Raw genomic sequence first — 16,301 nt, forward strand, 5'->3', positions numbered from 1 at the left:
GCCAAGCCAAAACCCAACCTCAGGCTTGACCGCAGGCCGAAACGACACAACAACAATCAACGTCCAGCACGGCCCGCTTMCGGGGGCGACATCATCTCGGAATCAGGGTGCGCCATCATCTCGGAAACGAGGGGCGACTTCGTCGGAATCGGCACTTTTTCCGACCGCGATCCGCGAATCCGGCATCGCCATGGCCTCGGCRACGAGCTGGCTCTTCAACGCCTTGATCGCCTTCACCTTCCTGTCGCTTGTGGCAGCGATCGGCCTCTCCGGCGCGATCGCGCTGTTCCTCGTGGTCTGCCTGCTCTCGCTCAGTTTCTGCCTGGCCTTCACCCCGGAGACGCGCGGTATCCGGCTCGAAGAGATCGAGGCGGCCGTGCTGGCTGGACGCCCCTTGCGGCGTATCGGCGGCTGAGGACGCGGCGAACCGATCCGGCACGCCCTGACGCATCGATAAGTCGGGGCGCGATGACGGTGCTCGCCAAGACAAGCGGTTGAGAGGAGACCCGACGCGGCTCCTGGCCGTCTCACCGATTTTCTGGTCGCGGCTCTCGGCGGCGATCCGAGCGCTCAGCGATAAACAAGAACGGGAATCTTGGAATGAGTCAGAACCTTTACGGTCTCGCTGCCGAGCACAATCGCAGCGATGCCGCGGCGGCCGTGCGATGCCATGGCGATCAGGTCACAGCCTCGCGCAACAGCGGTGTCGATAATGGCTTGATAGGGGTGCTCGTTCTCGACCTGAATGGCGTCGCAACGTATGTCCGCGGCCGCAGCCTTCTCTTGGGCGGCGGTGAGATACTGCCTCGCTCGCGCTTCGGTGAGCTCTTGGTAGTCCTCCAGCGTCGCGACCGCCCTGCCGGGTTCAGAGGCGAAGATGTGAAAGGGCTCCGTTACAGCGAGCAATGTCAGTCGGGCCCTGACGGACTTGGCAAGCTGCGTGGCCTGCTCGACGGCTGCGGCGGACAAGGGTGAACCGTCAGTCGGAACCAGAATGTGTTGATACATGGCGTCCTCCCCGCAGCAGCCAGGTGCGCGACCTCCGCGTTCGCAATGTCCAATGCTCCGGGCCGAAGGCCACGCAAAAACAGCGAATTCGAAGCATTAGTGGCCGGTGGAATCCCGGTTCATTTCCTCCAAAATCCCGCGCATTGCATCGAACTGGGTACCGAAACCTTTCCAATCTCCGGACTTCAGTCGCTCCATTGCTTGATTGTAGCGATCAAGCGCCTCCCGTGCTTGACTTGGCGCTGGCCTTGTCCCGGGCATCCCCTCTGTCGCGCGTGAAGCTGCCGGCGCAGCACCGGGCTCTATGAATAGCGCCGACAAGGCCTCGGCGAGTGTTTCCTTCATCACCACGTGTTCACCGTAGGCTGCGATCACACGTTTCAGCTCCGGCAGATGTCCGTGCTCCGCTCGCAAATAGAGTGGCGATACATAAAGGATCGAGTTCTCGATCGGGATTACGAGCAAGTTCGCACCGCGGATCACCCGCGAACCCATCTGGTTCCACAACGTGATTTGTTGGGAGATCTCGGTACTCTGATTGATCCGCGCTTCGATCTGGAACGGCCCGTAGACAAGCTTCTCCTTGGGAAATTCGTAAACGATCAGCTTGCCATAGCCCGGACCATCGCAGCGCGCGGCGAGCCACGCGATCATGTTGTCGCGGCGGCTGGGCACCATCGGGAGCATGAGGAAAAACTCAGCATGCGATTCTCCGGGCAGCCTCATGATGATGTAATAGGGCGTCATCATCGCGGTGCCGCCGCCCCCCGGTTGCAGGGGGAATTGCCAAAGATCTTCGCGGTTATAGAAAACGTCGGCCGCCTCCATGTGGTAGGTTTGATAGAGCCGCGCCTGAACCAGGAACAGGTCCTCCGGATAGCGAATATGCTTCTGCAGGTCTGAAGGCATGGCCGCGAACGGCTTGAACAGGCCCGGAAAGATGCGCTGGTAGGTCGCGGCAATCGGATCACCGGGATCCATCAGGTAGAAATCGACGGCCCCGCTGTAAGCATCGACGACAGCCTTCACCGAATTTCGAATGTAGTTGAGATCGCCATCTTGCGCAGGCTGCGCATAGGGGAAATAGGAGCTCGTCGTATAGGCATCCTGCATCCAGAGCATCCGCCCATTGCTGATGACCAGATAGGGATCATGATCGAGCCGGAGAAACGGAGCGATCGTTCGCACCCGTTCCTGGATGTTGCGGCGGATCATGATCCGGCTATCGGCAGTGATATAGCTTGAGAGGAGCAGGTTCGGGTCGTTGAAGTAATAGGCGAACAGCATTCTGCTCGCCATCACTCCGATCGGAACGCCACCTGTGCCGTCATAGGCCGCATAGACATTGTCTTTGCCCTTCGGATAATCGAACTCCGGTGTGCTTCCCTTGACAATGACGTAGCTGTCGCTCTCTTCGCCGTAGTAGATGCGCGGCTCAAGGATTTTGGGACCTCCGTCTGCGACGGGTGGGATATCCCGCAAATAGAGGACGGGTAGTCCTTCGGTACTCTTTCGGGTGACCGGGCTCATCACCGCGCCATTGCCGTGAGTAAACAGCACGTGGCGGTTGACCCATGTCTGGGCATTCGGCGGCAGCAACGAGGGCCGTAGTTCGCGAGCCGAAAGCATCACGCTTTGGTAGGAACCATCGAGCCAGTAGCGATCAACGTCAGGATCATGGAATTTGTAGTAGGTGCGAATCTCCTGCAGCTGCGCGTAAGTATCCGACAAGGGCAGTTGGTCCCACAGCCTGATATTTTCGATTGTCGCCTTGTTGGCCGCTAGCGTGTCGAGAGATAGCTTCTGTTCCGCGGCAAACGGCTTGGCTTCGATCTGATCGAGATTATAGGCCTGCCGGGTGAAAGCGATGTTGCGTTCGATATACGGCTTCTCCAGCTGCAACTCGCTTGGTCTGACGAAGAACTGCCGGAACAGCGCGGGGGCTGCGCCGGACAGCACGACTGAGCCGATGGCAACGAGCATGAACGCTGCGGCAGGAAGCCAGTAGGTACGCATCCAGATGTTTACCCACGCGGCGAACGCCGCGATGATCGAAAACCCGATCAATAGCCACAGGCCCGGTAGCCCCACATGGACATCGGTGTAACTGGCACCGACGACCACACCGTTATCGCCATAGAGCAGCAGATAGCGGTCGAGACCATAGGACCAAGCCTTCACCGCGAAGAGAAGACCGAGCACTGCCGAGCCGTGAGCGATCACTGTCTGCGATATTGATCGCCGCGGCACGTCGTATTCGATCTCGCCATGCACCCAGTAGATCGTTCCGGCGAAGAGCGCGCTCAAAACAAGCGTGAGCAACATCCAGTTCTTGAGGAGGAAATAGGCAGGCAATGAGAAGAGATAGAAGCCGATGTCCTTGTTGTAGAGCGGGTCGTCTGCGCCATATGGCACCTGATAGAGAAACCGCAGGAAGATGCCCCAATTGCCGGCTTCCGCCGCGGCGACGAGCAGCGCGAGCAAACCAGCACCGCCTGCAACAACCCAGGGCCAGGGCAATCGATCGCGCGCGAGCGCGAGCAGATCGGGCAACAGCACGGTGCCCGGGGGTTGCCACGTGAGGCCGGCGACAGCCTGTATCGGCGGCCGCCGGGCAAAACGCACGGCCAGCCATCCGTTKAGCCAAAGAACGACGGCAGTCGCCGTCCAGACAGCAAAGAAGACGACAGCTTCAGCTTCGATTGTTGTCCAAAAGACCTGCAGATAACCGATCGAGGAAAACCACAGCCAATCGACCAGCCAGTCACTCGCGAGCCCGAGCAGGACAAGGCAAAGCCCGACGACGACGGCCGCAATGACGAGCCTGACCACGGCGTTCTGCCGTGGCGCCTTCCGTCCGGGTCCGGCGATCCCGATCGTCATGGTCCAATTATAGCGGAAATGAGGGACGCCTGCCGCTTCCTTCGTGATCAGGATCGCGCGTCAAGGCGACGCGACGCCGATGCTCAAAACTCTATCGCCGGGACCGTGGAACGAGTGAAGCTGTTTCGAACTCTTGGGGGCAGACCGGATCAGCCGATCGCGTCCTCGCGACGCCGCCTGTCATCTCCAGCGGCTCTCGCATCCGCTATCGGCCGGCGAACTGCGGATTGGCAATCGCGATCATATTGAGGTCGTCGGGGATATCCCCCATATCGCCGTGATTGAGGGAGTCCTTGCTGTGCAGACGGTACAGGCGACCCTTGTCGCGGCAATTGCAGCCGCCGCATTGGCGTTCTCTCCCCTTTCCGCCGCGACGGGGGAGAACAGCAGAGCTGCATTGATCATTTCCGTCGACGGCGCGATCGGACCGGCGACGGCCGGTTACGTGAAAGACGCTCTGGCCAAGGCAAACGAACGACGCGCCGAAGTTGTCATTCTGCGTCTGAATACACCGGGCGGCCTCGCGACCAGCATGCGCGAGATCGTCGCAGACGTGCTGGCCTCATCCATTCCTGTCGTCGGTTACGTCTCTCCTTCCGGCGCCCACGCGGCCAGCGCAGGCACCTATATCCTCTATGCGACGCACATCGCAGCAATGGCGCCGGGCACCAATCTCGGCGCGGCGACGCCGGTACAGATCGGCGGTCCGGTACCCGGTCTGCCGAGCAAATCCACCGACAAGGACGGCAAGGACAAGAAAGATAGCGCCCAGCAAACAGAGCCGACGGATGCGATGACGGCGAAGATGACGAACGATGCCGTCGCCTCAATCCGCAGCCTGGCCGAGTTGCGCGGACGCAACGCCGATTGGGCCGAGAAAGCTGTCCGCGAGGCAGCCAGCCTTTCCGCCAGCGCTGCGTTGCAGGCGAATGTCATCGATCTCATCGCGCGCAACCCGACTGAGCTGCTCAAGCAAATCGATGGTCGCGTCGTGGAAATTGCGGGTGGCGAAACCCGGCATCTGGCGACGAAGGATGCAACGATCGGGGCGCTCGATCCCGGATGGATCTCGCAATTTCTGTCGGTCATCACCGACCCCAACGTCGCCTTCATTCTTCTGCTGGTCGGCGTCTACGGTCTGATTTTCGAATTCGCGTCTCCCGGCGCCATCGCGCCCGGGGTGGTCGGCACGATTTGTCTGCTGCTGGGTCTCTATGCCCTCAACATGCTGCCGATCAACTATGCCGGCCTCGCGCTGATGCTGCTGGGGATCGCACTCTTCACGATCGAGGCCTTCACTCCGACTGCGATCGTCGGCATCGGTGGGATCATCGCTTTCGTGCTCGGAGCGATGATGCTCTTCAAAGTCGAAGCACCGGGATATCGCTTGTCATGGTGGGTCATTGGCATCGCGGCGGCGATGTTCATTGGCCTGATTGTCGTCATATTCAGTTCGCTCAGGCGAGCCCGCAAAGGTCCTGCACGTGTCGGTGCACAAGCCATGCGCGGCCTGTCCGCCGAGGTCCTCGACTGGGCTGACAGAGAAGGCCACGTCTTCACACAGGGTGAGCGCTGGCAAGCACGCAGCGCGGAAGCCTTCAGACCAGGAGAGATGGTCGAGGTGGCTAGCATCATGGATCTGACGCTGATGGTGCGTCGGCGGCCGGGACTGACCGCCGGCGAAGGAGGTGCGCGGTGATGCTCGATTGTTTGATCTATGCACTGCTCGCGATCGCCGTGATCGTATTCTTCTCTTCGGCCATTCGCATCCTGCGGGAATACGAGCGCGGTATCATCTTCACGCTCGGACGCTTCTCCGGCGTGAAAGGCCCGGGCCTCATCATTCTGATTCCGTTCGTCCAGCAGATGGTGAAAGTCGATCTCAGGGTGATGGTTCAGGACGTGCCGCCACAGGACGTGATTTCCCGCGATAACGTCTCCGTCAAGGTAAACGCCGTTCTATACTTCCGCATCATCGATCCCGAGCGCGCAATCATCAAAGTCGGAAATTTTATGATAGCGACCAGCCAGCTGGCACAGACCACACTGCGCTCGGTGCTTGGAAAACATGAACTGGACGAGATGCTCGCGGAGCGGGACAGACTCAACGCCGACATCCAGGAGATTCTCGATCAGCAAACCGACGCCTGGGGCATCAAGGTCACCAACATTGAGATCAAGGATATCGATCTCAATGAAAACATGGTGCGCGCCATCGCCAAGCAGGCCGAGGCGGAACGACTTCGGCGCGCGAAGGTGATCAACGCGCTGGGCGAGCAGCAAGCCGCCGAGAAGCTGGTCGAGGCAGGTCGGATACTTGCCCAGGAACCGCAGGCGATGCAGTTACGCTATTTCGCGGCGCTTCACGACATCGCGGGAGAGCGATCCTCGACCGTGGTCTTTCCTGTACCAATGGATCTGCTCGACCATCTGAAGCCGCAGCGGAGCGGAACAACGTGACCTTGGTCATCGCGTTGGAGAATGGCGCGCCAATCCAGGTGGTTTCTCAATGGCAAGGACATCGCCAACCGCAGCGTAGACTTTGTCGAGGGCTGCCGTCTGGACGAACCGCTGCAGCATCGTGATGTGCGGGCGGTGCGTTGCATCCAATGCGTAGCCCTTTGGGAAAACCTCGCGTAGGCGGGCATTGGCAGCCTACGCGTGTTTGACCATTGTTGCGTCCGGTTCCAGCGCGATGCCGATGGCCGTGACGGGATTTTCCTGCGCCGCCCCTGGGCCGGCCGGCAATCCTAAGCCTGTTACTAACGGGCCATGAAGTTCAGATATTTATGCATTTTACTTCTTCCGCTTCAGACCGATGTGCTCGAGCGCGGCACGACCTAACGGATCACAATCGGCCGTCGATCAATGACGACGGGGCGCGGGCGAACGATCGTGCGAGGAGCGACCACAACGGGCGGGGGAGCAACGACGACCGGGCGAGGAGCGACAACCACGGGGCGCGGCGCAACGACGACGCCCCCCCCAGCCCGAACGCAGCCGCCGAGCGGCCCGCGATAGAAGCCGACAGCGCATCCACCCGCGACCTTTGTGACGCCGTATGCCTTCGCTTGCGAGAGAGCGGATGACATCGGCATCGCCTGCGCCCCCAACGATGTCAGGACGAGGAAAGTAACGCTGATGGAGGTCAGGACAATTTTTGCGAGCATTTGATTCGGTTCCAATCTATTTCGAAATATGGCCGCGCAGCATCGAGCCGGTGCTTGGGGTCTTATTGCGCAGAGAACGCTGCGGCTTCCGCATCGCAGCCGCTAGCGGGCTTATTGGCTTGACGCATCTTTAAAACCTCTTCGCGCGCAGCCTTCATGTCGGCCACAAACGAGCCATCAGCGTGCAGTCGGGCGAAGGTCGCTGCGGCCATGGTCCGGCCCGCCTCAATATCGCTTTGCCAATGCGCGTTGCAGATGACCCGGCTCCGTCCAAATGCCAGGCCACGGGCCAGGAGTTCGTTCGAACGTTCCGGATTGATTTCCGCCAATGCAAGTGCCCAACCCCACCCGACTGCCGAATGGCCTGACGGATAGGATCCATCGGTCCGCAGAACACTTTCGTCGGCAGGCGTGCACGTGGTTTCGGAATGGGCCACGAAAGGACGAGTGCGGTGAAATTTGTTCTTCATGCCGTAGGTGGAGAGCCCCACATCCAGGAACATCCTCCGCATCAACGTATAGAGTTGGGGCGTGTTTTCCGCGTTGATCGAAAACCCCATGGCGCAAGAAAAATTCTTGGCCGGCTGCGGAAAGTTCAGATCGGCATCACGTTTGGCCAGGTCCCAACGCGCCGTCCCTCGCAAGGGAACCGTTGCCCGCCTGGCGTCCTCATCCCGCGCAAGCGAGGCTGATCCTTCGGCCGGCGGCGGCGGAAGCAGCTTCAGGCTGTCGGGCAAATCGTTTGTCTTCAAATAGGCGGGCAGGAGATCCAGGTGAAGATCGGGTGCCTGCAAGGAAGGGACATCCGGTGTTGTCTGTGCCAGAGCCGCGCCCGCAGCCAAAAGTGCCAGGCACGACGCCGCAGCAAAACGCATCATCCTATTCATTCGAAATTCCGTGAAAGAGACCAATTTTGATGCGCGACCGCTCGCGCGGCTGTTCACGAAGACGGTCCCTGCCCGGGCCGGCCAGGTAGGGACCGCCACGTCATTGGGCGCGGCGCGCTTTTTCAGCCTTCAAAAGTACATCGATGGCATTGATGATCGTCGATCCTTGGTTCGCCTTGCAATAGACGATCAGCTCATGGATCCCTTCTTTGACCCTGGGCAAATTGACGGACGATTTCTTTCCGAGGCCGTTATACCAGCCGCTGTACCAGACCCCGAGAAAGTTCGCATCTTCCTGGAACGTCCCGGCGAGTTGCCCGCAGGTCAGTTTCTGGACATTGACGTACCCATTCTTGTCGGCATAGGCGCTCAATTCCGTCTGGGCCTGGGCCGGGACCAGCGCCGCCGAAAGCGTAACGGCAAGAACAAAGGCGAGTGGTTTCATCATCGAATTTCCCGTTCGTGAGTCAGCAGCGGCTTCGGCCAGAATGTGCCTCCGCCCGGCTCTGAAGAGTGGAGTTTCCGCGTCATCGAAATTTGACGGGAGGCGGCGAAAATCGTGCTCGCCGCCTCCGGCTGGTCGGCGCTCAGTCGAGATAGTCGACCTTCAGATGCCGGATCTTGCCGTTGAAGGCGAAGGGCTTGCGGTCGAAATACGCGAGCGAGACGGGGGAATAGCTGTCCCGGCCGACGTCGAAGGCGTCATTGGCCGTGAAGGTCAACGCTGCCGAGCGTGGAACACGCCCCTTGCTGACCTCCTTGCCGTCCACCCGGATGATGATGTCGAGAGGCGCGGGGCGGACGCCGCTGGCCTTGCGTGTTTCGACTTCGATCTTGACCTTTCCGGTCGGGAGCGGGGCGGACGTTTCCAGCTGCGTCCGCTCGATCTCGAACAGATTGTACTCGTAGTTGAGCTTCCCGTTCTCGACCCACAGGGCGACACCACCCGAGATGGCGCCGAGCGCGTAGAGCACGCCCTTCGAGTCGGGCTGCAGATCCGCATCGATGGTGACGAGGTTGCCGCGTGATCCGAGCCGCGGCGCCGTGAACTCGGGAACGCCGACGACCTCCTGCGTGTAGTTGAAGGTCTTGGCGGGATTGGACGGTGCGTCTTCCGGGTGGAAGATCGCCGACCATAGCCCGCCGCCGACCGGATCGACCTTGTTGTCTTTCGCGCTTACCTCGAAAGCCTTTTTCAGCTCCTCGAGCTTGCCGGGATTGGCGGCGGCGACGTCCTTCGCCTGCGAGAAATCCTTCTTGAGATCGTAGAGCTCCCAGACATCGTCCTTCGGCGACCATGTCATGATCGAAGGATCGACGCCTGTCTGCCAGGGCACTCTGGGTCCGAAGGCCGAAGCGATCCATCCGTCCTTGTAGTAGGAGCGGCTGCCCATGACCTCGAAATACTGCTCCTTCTTGCGGTCCGGCGCCGTCGGGGACGCGAAGGAATAGGTCATGCTGGTGCCGTCGAGCTGGTCCTGGCTGATGCCGTCGACGAGCTTCGGCGGCGTGATCTGCAGGATGTCGTAGATCGTCGGCACGATATCGTTGACGTGATGGAACTGCGGACGCGGCGCCTTGTCCGCCTTGATCCGGCTCGGCCAGGACACCGCGAGCGGCGTGCGCGTTCCGCCAAAATGTGCGGCGATCAGCTTTGTCGACCGGTGCGGCGTGGAGCCGGCCCAGGCCCAGCCGGCATGGTACATGTTGTCGACCTTGGGCGACCCGAGCACATCCAGGCCGCCGAGCTCGTTCATGGTGCGGATATGGTCCTTGATCTCGGAAGGAATGCCATTCTGCGCCAGGAGTTCGCTGATCGTGCCGTTCTGGCCTTCCGCACTAGAACCGTTGTCGCCCCAGATGTAGAAGACCAGCGTGTTGTCGCGGATGCCGAGCTCGTCCAGGGCATCGATCAACCGGCCAGCCTGTGCATCGGCGTGTTCGGTGTATCCGGCGAACACCTCCATCAGCCGACGCTGGAATGGCTTTTCGTCCTCGGGAATATCGGCCCATGCGGCAAGGGTCTTCGGCCGCGGCGTCAGCTCGGTGTCTTTCGGGATCCAGCCGAGTTCTTTCTGGCGGGCGAAGACGCGCTCGCGCATGACGTCCCAGCCTTCGTCGAACTTGCCCTTATATTTGTCCGCCCATTCCTTGAAGATGTGATGCGGACCGTGGGAGGCGCCGGGGGCCCAATACATGAAGAACGGTCGATCCGGCGTCAGCGCGTGGACCTGCTTCATCCATGAGACAGCCTTATCGGTCATGTCTTCGGTGAAGTGATATTCCTTCTTCCCTTCGGATGGAACCACCCGGACCGTGTTTTCGACGACCGCAGGCTCCCATTGCGAGGATTCTCCGGCAAGGAACCCGTAGAAGTAGTCGAAGCCGATCCCCTGCCCCGCCGGCCAGTTCGTATAGGGGCCGACGGCCGTGGTCTCGTTGGCGGGCGTATTGTGCCATTTTCCGAAGGCACTCGTCGCGTAGCCATAATAGCCAAGGACCTTCGCTGCGGTCGCAGATGTGCGCGGGATCCGGCCTGAATAGCCATCCCAGTCATTCGCCAGTTCGGCGATCTGGCCGTAGCCGACGCGATGGTGGTTGCGCCCGGTCAGCAGCGCCGCTCGGGTGGGTGAGCACATCGCGGCATTGTGGAAGCGGTTATAGGTGATCCCGTCTCCGGAAACCCGGCTCAACGTGCGTGTATCGATCACGCCGCCGAAGGTGCTCGGAAGCGCCGGGCCGACGTCGTCGAGCATGATCACGACGATGTTCGGCGCATTGGCAGGGAGATGCGACTTCACCGGTAGGGGGCTGTAGGTCGACTCCGCGATCGTCGGTCCGGCTTTGCTCCCGGAGGGCGTTGGCGGAAACGGCAGCGTGTCCTGGGCTGCCACGGGCGATCCCAACATCAGGAGCGTCGTGCTTACGCCCAACCAGCGCGCTCTGAATTGGTGACTAAGAGGCCGTTTCATTCAATTCTCCGTTCCGAACGACACATCTGAACCCGACATGGCTTGTCGACATATCGATCGCCTCGGCAGCGCAATCTGGCATCGCGCTTGCCCGCGTCGCGTTCACTGCATTCACCTCCGCTTTCGCGGCCTTGCGATCGGCGAGGAAGGCCGGATCGGTCTGCGATCAGCAGGCGAATTCCGTTGCGAGCATTTCGGGCATGGGCAGCCTGCCCGTCTTGCCATTTCGCGCCAGTCGCAACCGGCAATGGTCCGTCATCGCCGATCACGAATCCCMTCGGGATTCGGCCTTGCAAAAAGCAACGATTCGGTGATCGCCGGCGCTTGTTCCGTGGGAAACGGCTCCAAGATCGCTGGAAACGAACTCAGCGCTGAATCAAGCCGGAGCGACCGTCATGCMTCGGAAATCATGCTGATGAATTGCTCCTTATCCAAATTCCGACCACTGACGACTGCAATTGAAGTGCGGCCTTGCAGCAGAATTGGTTCGGCAAGCAAGGCAGCTACCGATAGCGCTCCGCCGGGCTCAGTCACCAAGCCGAACTCCGCATACAATGCGGATACTGCGGCGCGGGCGTGATTGTCTGCGACACGGCCACTTTGGTTCCCGATCGCATATGAATGTCGAAGGGCAACGCGCCTGTCATAGGGGCAAGCAGAGCATCGCATATCGATGTCGCGTGGCTCTCTATGGCCACCCGACGTCCAGCAGAAAGGCTTCGCGCGAGGTCGTCAAAGCCGAATGGTTCGACCGCAAGCATGGTGGAACCGCTACCAGCGATCGCGAGCGCACAGCCCGCCGATAGGCCTCCGCCCGATGCGGTAGCGATAAACAAGTCGGGAACCGCGCCGAGAACAGATGCCTGCTCCATCGCTTCTGTTGCAACGGTCGCGGCTCCAGCGATGATTCACCGCCTGGGGTCCCTTCGGACTCGGCGCAGGCGGAACAAGCAAGACCGCCGCGGCAAGTCATCTGGAGAACGTAATTGGCCTGGCCAAGTCTGTAATGGCCGTGCACCGCGCCGAACGCCAGCGCGACCTGGAGCCCATCAAGGAAGTCGATCCCCTCGACATGCCGCCGCTGCGCTTCGGCTCTGGGACTTGGACCGCTGCGTCGCGCTCCTACGCCGTCATTCTATCGACGATCGGGCCGGCACGCACCTGCGCTGAATTCGCGCGCCGCGATCCGCTGGAAGGAATCGGCTTCGCGTGGCAGCGATCCGATGCGCTTTCCGCCCCAGCCGGCGATCGGTGGTTCGGGGATGCAGAGGACGGTCACGCCATTTTTTCCAGAATGTCGCGAAGACCGTTTATTCTCTGCCTTGGCAAACCCTGCGGGTTAGGACTGCTCATTGAATGCATAAATTGGGTGGCTCGAACCTCTGACGGGCTCATCCCGAACTCCTTTTTGAACGCTCGGGTGAAACCTGAGGGGTCTGCAAACCCCATTTCCTCGCCAATAGCTGCGATCGGGCGGAGATTGGTGCCCCTTGATAGCTCGGAATAACATTTCTTGAGACGCCGCCGCTGGATATAGTTCTTTACCCCGCCTTCGGCTTCCAACAGGCGATAAAGCTGAGAACGCGACATACCTGCTTCTCGGCACAGGAAGTCAGGACCAAAAGCGAGCCTATGTAGATTTTGATCGATTATTTTTCGAACGCCATCCTTACGCACAACTGCGATCGGGGTGGCCGCCTGGGCAGCACTGTCTTTTGACGGAGCAATACAGGCAAGCACCATCCCCCGGACTGCGGATTGTAGAGCCGGCGCATTCGCTCCGGAACAAGCCGGTGCATTCCTCGCCAACAACACCAGGAAGTCCCCTAGTAGTTGGCCCATCGCTCCTGGAATCGCTCTTCCATCCATCCCGTCCAGGACGGCCGCGAGCTCCGGAAAGCTATCTCGTGGGAGATAAAGCTGAACCCGCTCATCATCGTCTCTGGCGCTCGTGAGCGTCCGCCCCAGCGAGGAAACGTAAGGTACTCCGGCAGGAACATCGATAGCACGATCACCGCCCACCTCTCCCGCTGTTCGCTTTCTGCCGACCGCGATGTTCCAATGGTCGATCGGATTTTGGCGAATAAGGCCGGCGCTTCTAATGGCTTGCAACCTGGGAGCTTGAACCCGGCTTAAGCCAAACCCGCCGAAGTTCCAGGTTTCACAGGTAGCCACAAATCCTGCTTCGGGCTCGTCAATGACCGCATTGAAAACAGTTCCGAACCATCCGCGCCAAGCGTCGAACTGCTTATTCGGAGAAAGTTCTTCCGTAGAGAATGATGCATGGACAACATTCATCCAATTTCCGTCCATCATTAACAAATTATTCTAGGAAATAACTATCAGACCTTCCTGTACCCTTACGTTAATAACGCCAGTAAAGCAACGCTCTGATCGAATTTATAGGATACTAACGCCTTGGGATAGAAGAGATTTTCAGCAGACAGCTCTCCGAGGAAGGATGCCGAATTGCGCACCACCGTAAAGTGAGTTCCCGGTCACCCGCAAACGCGACCGCGTGATCGTCGAGCGCGGCGGGTGGAAGATGATCGTCCGTGACAACGGCAGCAAGATCACCAGCGATGCCAAACGATGCTGATCGTCACGCTGCATCAGGCTTCACGCGCACGCGCCGCGCTACGAATCTTACTTGGGAACGATCCAGAAACGAGATCCGTTGCGGCTGCGTAGTTCAGCGAAGATGATCTCACCACTGTCCAGGCGCGCAATGTCGACGTCACAGATGGGTACAGCGCTCAGCGTTCTTAGTCCACGAATGTCCGGTGAAAACCCACAGTCGCACCCCACGGATTGCGCAAGGCCATCTCCGCACGGCTGGCAGAAAGCCGGGCCACTGCCCACGAACTCATGTCCATTACGGGGCATCGGACGCTTGAGGAGGCGGAGCGATACACCCGCGAAGCACGCAAGCCGCAGATGGCGGATTCAGCGATGAAGAAGCTTCTGGCTGACTCGACAATCGTCCCACCGAGACCGGAAGTGGGACAAATGAAGGAAATAAGCCCTATAAAACAGGCTCATTTGGCCGCAATGGCGCTCCCTAGGGGACTCGAACCCCTGTTTTCGCCGTGAGAGGGCGACGTCCTAGACCGCTAGACGAAGGGAGCAGCGCGGCACGGGCGGTGTTTAGTCGGGCTTCCGCGCCGCTGCAACTGTTTTCGTGCATAAGCCTTGGGATAAATCGAATGAAGGCGGACGGTGCGCTCGCCCGCCCTCATGGTTCCATGCGTCGCGGCGGCCGATCAGGCGGCCTTTTCCGCCAGTGAAGGGTAGTCCGTATAGCCCGTGGCATCGCCGCCATAGAAGGTCGCGACATCCGGCGCGTTCAGCGGTGCATCCTGCTGCAGCCGCTCGACCAGATCGGGATTGGCGATGAACAGCCKGCCAAAGGCGATGAGATCGGCCCGGTCCTCGGCCAGCGTCTCGATCGCAAGTTCGCGGGTGAAGCCGTTATTGGCGATATAGGCGCCCTTGAAGGCCTTGCGCAGCGCCAGATAATCGAACGGCAGATAGTCGCGGGCCTCGCGCGTCGCGCCTTCGACGACATGGATGAAGGCGATACCGGTTTCGTTGAGCCGCTCGACCAGATAGCCGAACAGCGCCTGCGGATCGCTGTCGCGCGCATCATTGGCCGGGCTCACCGGCGAGATGCGGATGCCGATGCGGCCTCTCGGAAATACCGTTGCGACGGCCTCGATCACCTCGAGAACGAGCCGCACGCGATTTTCCAACGAACCACCATAGGCGTCGCTGCGCCTGTTGGATCCGTCGCGCAGGAACTGGTCGAGCAGATAGCCATGCGCACCATGAAGCTCGATGCCGTCGAAGCCGGCCGCCCTGGCGTTCTCCGCCGCCCGAACATAATCGGCGATGATGCCTGGGATTTCGTCGGCAGCGAGCTCGCGCGGCTCGGAGACCGCTGTAAAGCCKCTTTCGATATAGGTCTTGGTATTGGCCGGGATGGCGGAGGGCGCGACCGGCGCCTGCTGGCCGGGCTGCAGCGAGACATGGCTGACGCGCCCCACATGCCAGAGCTGCGTGATGATCTTGCCACCGGCCGCATGGACCGCGTCGGTCACCTGCCTCCAGCCGGCGATCTGCTGGTCGTTATAGATGCCAGGCGTCCAGACATAGCCCTGGCCCTGCTGCGAGATCTGCGTGCCTTCGGTGACGATAAGCCCGGCGCTGGCGCGCTGGCGGTAGTACTCGACATTCAAGGCATTCGGGGCATCGCTGCCCCGCGTCGCGCGGTTGCGCGTCAGCGGCGCCATGACGATGCGGTTCCTGAGTTCGATCTCGCCGAGACTGAACGGAGTGAACAGGGAGGCAGCGTGATCACCGGACTGGCTCATTGGATGGTTCCTCTTGGCTCGCGGCCCTTGCCATGAAGCGCTTGAAAACCGCATGGCAAGACAAGTCACCTCGCCTTGCCATGCGTTGGACGCAAGAGGAGATAAGACTTGCATGCGGAATTGGCAGGGCCGCAAATGCTGGCATGGGATGAAAGCAATGCAGCCACTCATTCCGGGCCGGGATCGACACAGGTATGGTCGCGCGGGGAACCGACGATAGAAAATCCTTCTCCCTGGCCGGCACCGGCTCTCGCTGGCTGAACGTTGTCGGGACCGCCTCCCGGCTTGGGATGCGCAGTGCGATAAGCCTCGTCTATCCACCGTCCTGCGTTGCCTGCAAGGGAGCGACCGCCGAGGCTCAGGGCCTTTGCCCGGCATGCTGGAGCGGAATTGGCTTCATCGAGCGCCCGTATTGCGAGTGCCTCGGCACGCCCTTCGCCATCGATCTCGGCGATGGCATCGTCTCGCCTGCGGCGATCGCCGAGCCGCCGGCCTTTGCCCGCGCCCGTGCCGTCTGCCGTTTCGACGGGACGGCGCGCGAGCTGGTTCATCGCCTGAAATATGGCGACCGCCTCGAGCTCGCGATCACGCTCGGCCGGATGATGACGCAGGCTGGCCGCGAAATCCTCGTCGAGGCCGATTGTGTCGTTCCAGTGCCGCTGCATCGCACACGCCTCTGGCGCCGCCGCTTCAACCAGGCTGCGGCACTTGCAAGGGTCGTCGCGCGCCAGAGCGGCGTCGCCCTCGCTCCAGAGGCGCTGACGCGCGTCAAGCGGACGAAACAGCAGATCGGCCTGACGCGTCCCCAACGTATCGAGAACCTGCAGGGCGCCTTCAAGGTCCTGCCGGCGATGAGAGCCACGATCGCGGGCCGCCGCATCCTGCTTATCGACGATGTCCTCACCACCGGCTCGACCGTCAATGCGGCCGCACGGGCCCTGCTGCGTGCCGGCGCCAGCCATGTCGATGTCCTCACCTTCGCGCGGGTGGTGACGGATGCCTGATGGC

Annotated in this window: 13 protein-coding genes and 1 tRNA gene; 5 read left to right on the top strand and 9 right to left on the bottom strand. The window is 60.7% G+C overall.

The window, feature by feature from the left end; genetic code table 11:
• Positions 1-25 precede the first annotated feature (25 nt).
• Positions 26-415: an MFS transporter gene (locus AC1DIO_RS00005; RefSeq protein WP_476853073.1), complete on the top strand. Its 390-nt coding sequence runs from the start codon at positions 26-28 to the stop codon at positions 413-415.
• A gap of 155 nt (positions 416-570) precedes the next feature.
• Here AC1DIO_RS00005 and AC1DIO_RS00010 read toward each other — a convergent pair whose 3' ends face one another.
• Together AC1DIO_RS00010 and AC1DIO_RS00015 are read right to left on the bottom strand one after the other, a co-directional pair.
• A complete protein-coding gene (locus tag AC1DIO_RS00010) occupies positions 571-1,008 on the bottom strand; it encodes a universal stress protein (protein ID WP_476834667.1) in 438 nt (145 codons plus the stop codon).
• 96 nt (positions 1,009-1,104) lie between these two features.
• Positions 1,105-3,891, bottom strand: a complete 2,787-nt coding sequence (locus tag AC1DIO_RS00015; RefSeq protein WP_441504463.1) for a UPF0182 family membrane protein — start codon at positions 3,889-3,891, stop codon at positions 1,105-1,107.
• Between the two features lie 298 nt (positions 3,892-4,189).
• On the opposite strand from AC1DIO_RS00015, the gene AC1DIO_RS00020 reads away from it, so the two are divergent.
• Positions 4,190-5,590, top strand: a complete 1,401-nt coding sequence (locus tag AC1DIO_RS00020; protein WP_441504462.1) for an NfeD family protein — start codon at positions 4,190-4,192, stop codon at positions 5,588-5,590.
• The gene (locus tag AC1DIO_RS00025; protein WP_441504461.1) at positions 5,587-6,351 is read left to right on the top strand and encodes a slipin family protein; all 765 of its coding nucleotides are present in this window, start codon (positions 5,587-5,589) and stop codon (positions 6,349-6,351) included. The genes AC1DIO_RS00020 and AC1DIO_RS00025 overlap by 4 nt, the downstream gene beginning before the upstream one ends.
• Before the next feature lie 772 nt (positions 6,352-7,123).
• Here AC1DIO_RS00025 and AC1DIO_RS00030 read toward each other — a convergent pair.
• The 5 genes from AC1DIO_RS00030 to AC1DIO_RS00050 all read right to left on the bottom strand — a co-directional run bounded on the left by AC1DIO_RS00030 (position 7,124) and on the right by AC1DIO_RS00050 (position 13,218).
• Entirely contained in the window at positions 7,124-7,936 is an 813-nt protein-coding gene (locus tag AC1DIO_RS00030) for an acid phosphatase (RefSeq protein ID WP_441504460.1), read from the bottom strand.
• A gap of 112 nt (positions 7,937-8,048) precedes the next feature.
• Positions 8,049-8,393: an HdeA/HdeB family chaperone gene (locus AC1DIO_RS00035; protein ID WP_476775627.1), complete on the bottom strand. Its 345-nt coding sequence runs from the start codon at positions 8,391-8,393 to the stop codon at positions 8,049-8,051.
• A 142-nt stretch (positions 8,394-8,535) separates the two neighbouring features.
• The gene (locus tag AC1DIO_RS00040; protein ID WP_476775626.1) at positions 8,536-10,920 is read right to left on the bottom strand and encodes an arylsulfatase; all 2,385 of its coding nucleotides are present in this window, start codon (positions 10,918-10,920) and stop codon (positions 8,536-8,538) included.
• Positions 10,921-11,450: 530 nt separating this feature from the next.
• Positions 11,451-11,828 (bottom strand): pyridoxal-phosphate dependent enzyme, encoded by a 378-nt coding sequence (locus tag AC1DIO_RS00045; RefSeq protein ID WP_476770725.1) that lies wholly within the window; start codon positions 11,826-11,828, stop codon positions 11,451-11,453.
• A gap of 367 nt (positions 11,829-12,195) precedes the next feature.
• The gene (locus AC1DIO_RS00050; RefSeq protein WP_476852979.1) at positions 12,196-13,218 is read right to left on the bottom strand and encodes a helix-turn-helix domain-containing protein; all 1,023 of its coding nucleotides are present in this window, start codon (positions 13,216-13,218) and stop codon (positions 12,196-12,198) included.
• 513 nt (positions 13,219-13,731) lie between these two features.
• On the opposite strand from AC1DIO_RS00050, the gene AC1DIO_RS00055 reads away from it, so the two are divergent.
• Positions 13,732-14,013: a hypothetical protein gene (locus AC1DIO_RS00055; RefSeq protein WP_476770723.1), complete on the top strand. Its 282-nt coding sequence runs from the start codon at positions 13,732-13,734 to the stop codon at positions 14,011-14,013.
• On the opposite strand, the gene AC1DIO_RS00060 is transcribed toward AC1DIO_RS00055, so the two are convergent.
• Together AC1DIO_RS00060 and AC1DIO_RS00065 are read right to left on the bottom strand one after the other, a co-directional pair.
• Positions 13,973-14,048 (bottom strand) — tRNA-Glu (locus tag AC1DIO_RS00060). The two genes, AC1DIO_RS00055 and AC1DIO_RS00060, sit on opposite strands and share 41 nt — an antisense overlap.
• A gap of 135 nt (positions 14,049-14,183) precedes the next feature.
• Positions 14,184-15,293, bottom strand: a complete 1,110-nt coding sequence (locus AC1DIO_RS00065; protein WP_476852980.1) for an alkene reductase — start codon at positions 15,291-15,293, stop codon at positions 14,184-14,186.
• Positions 15,294-15,583: 290 nt separating this feature from the next.
• Here AC1DIO_RS00065 and AC1DIO_RS00070 point away from each other — a divergent pair, with 290 nt between their 5' ends.
• A complete protein-coding gene (locus AC1DIO_RS00070; protein WP_441504455.1) occupies positions 15,584-16,297 on the top strand; it encodes a ComF family protein in 714 nt (237 codons plus the stop codon).
• The last annotated feature ends 4 nt before the right edge of the window (positions 16,298-16,301 follow it).

This window comes from Allobosea sp. 05T439, assembly GCF_056396005.1.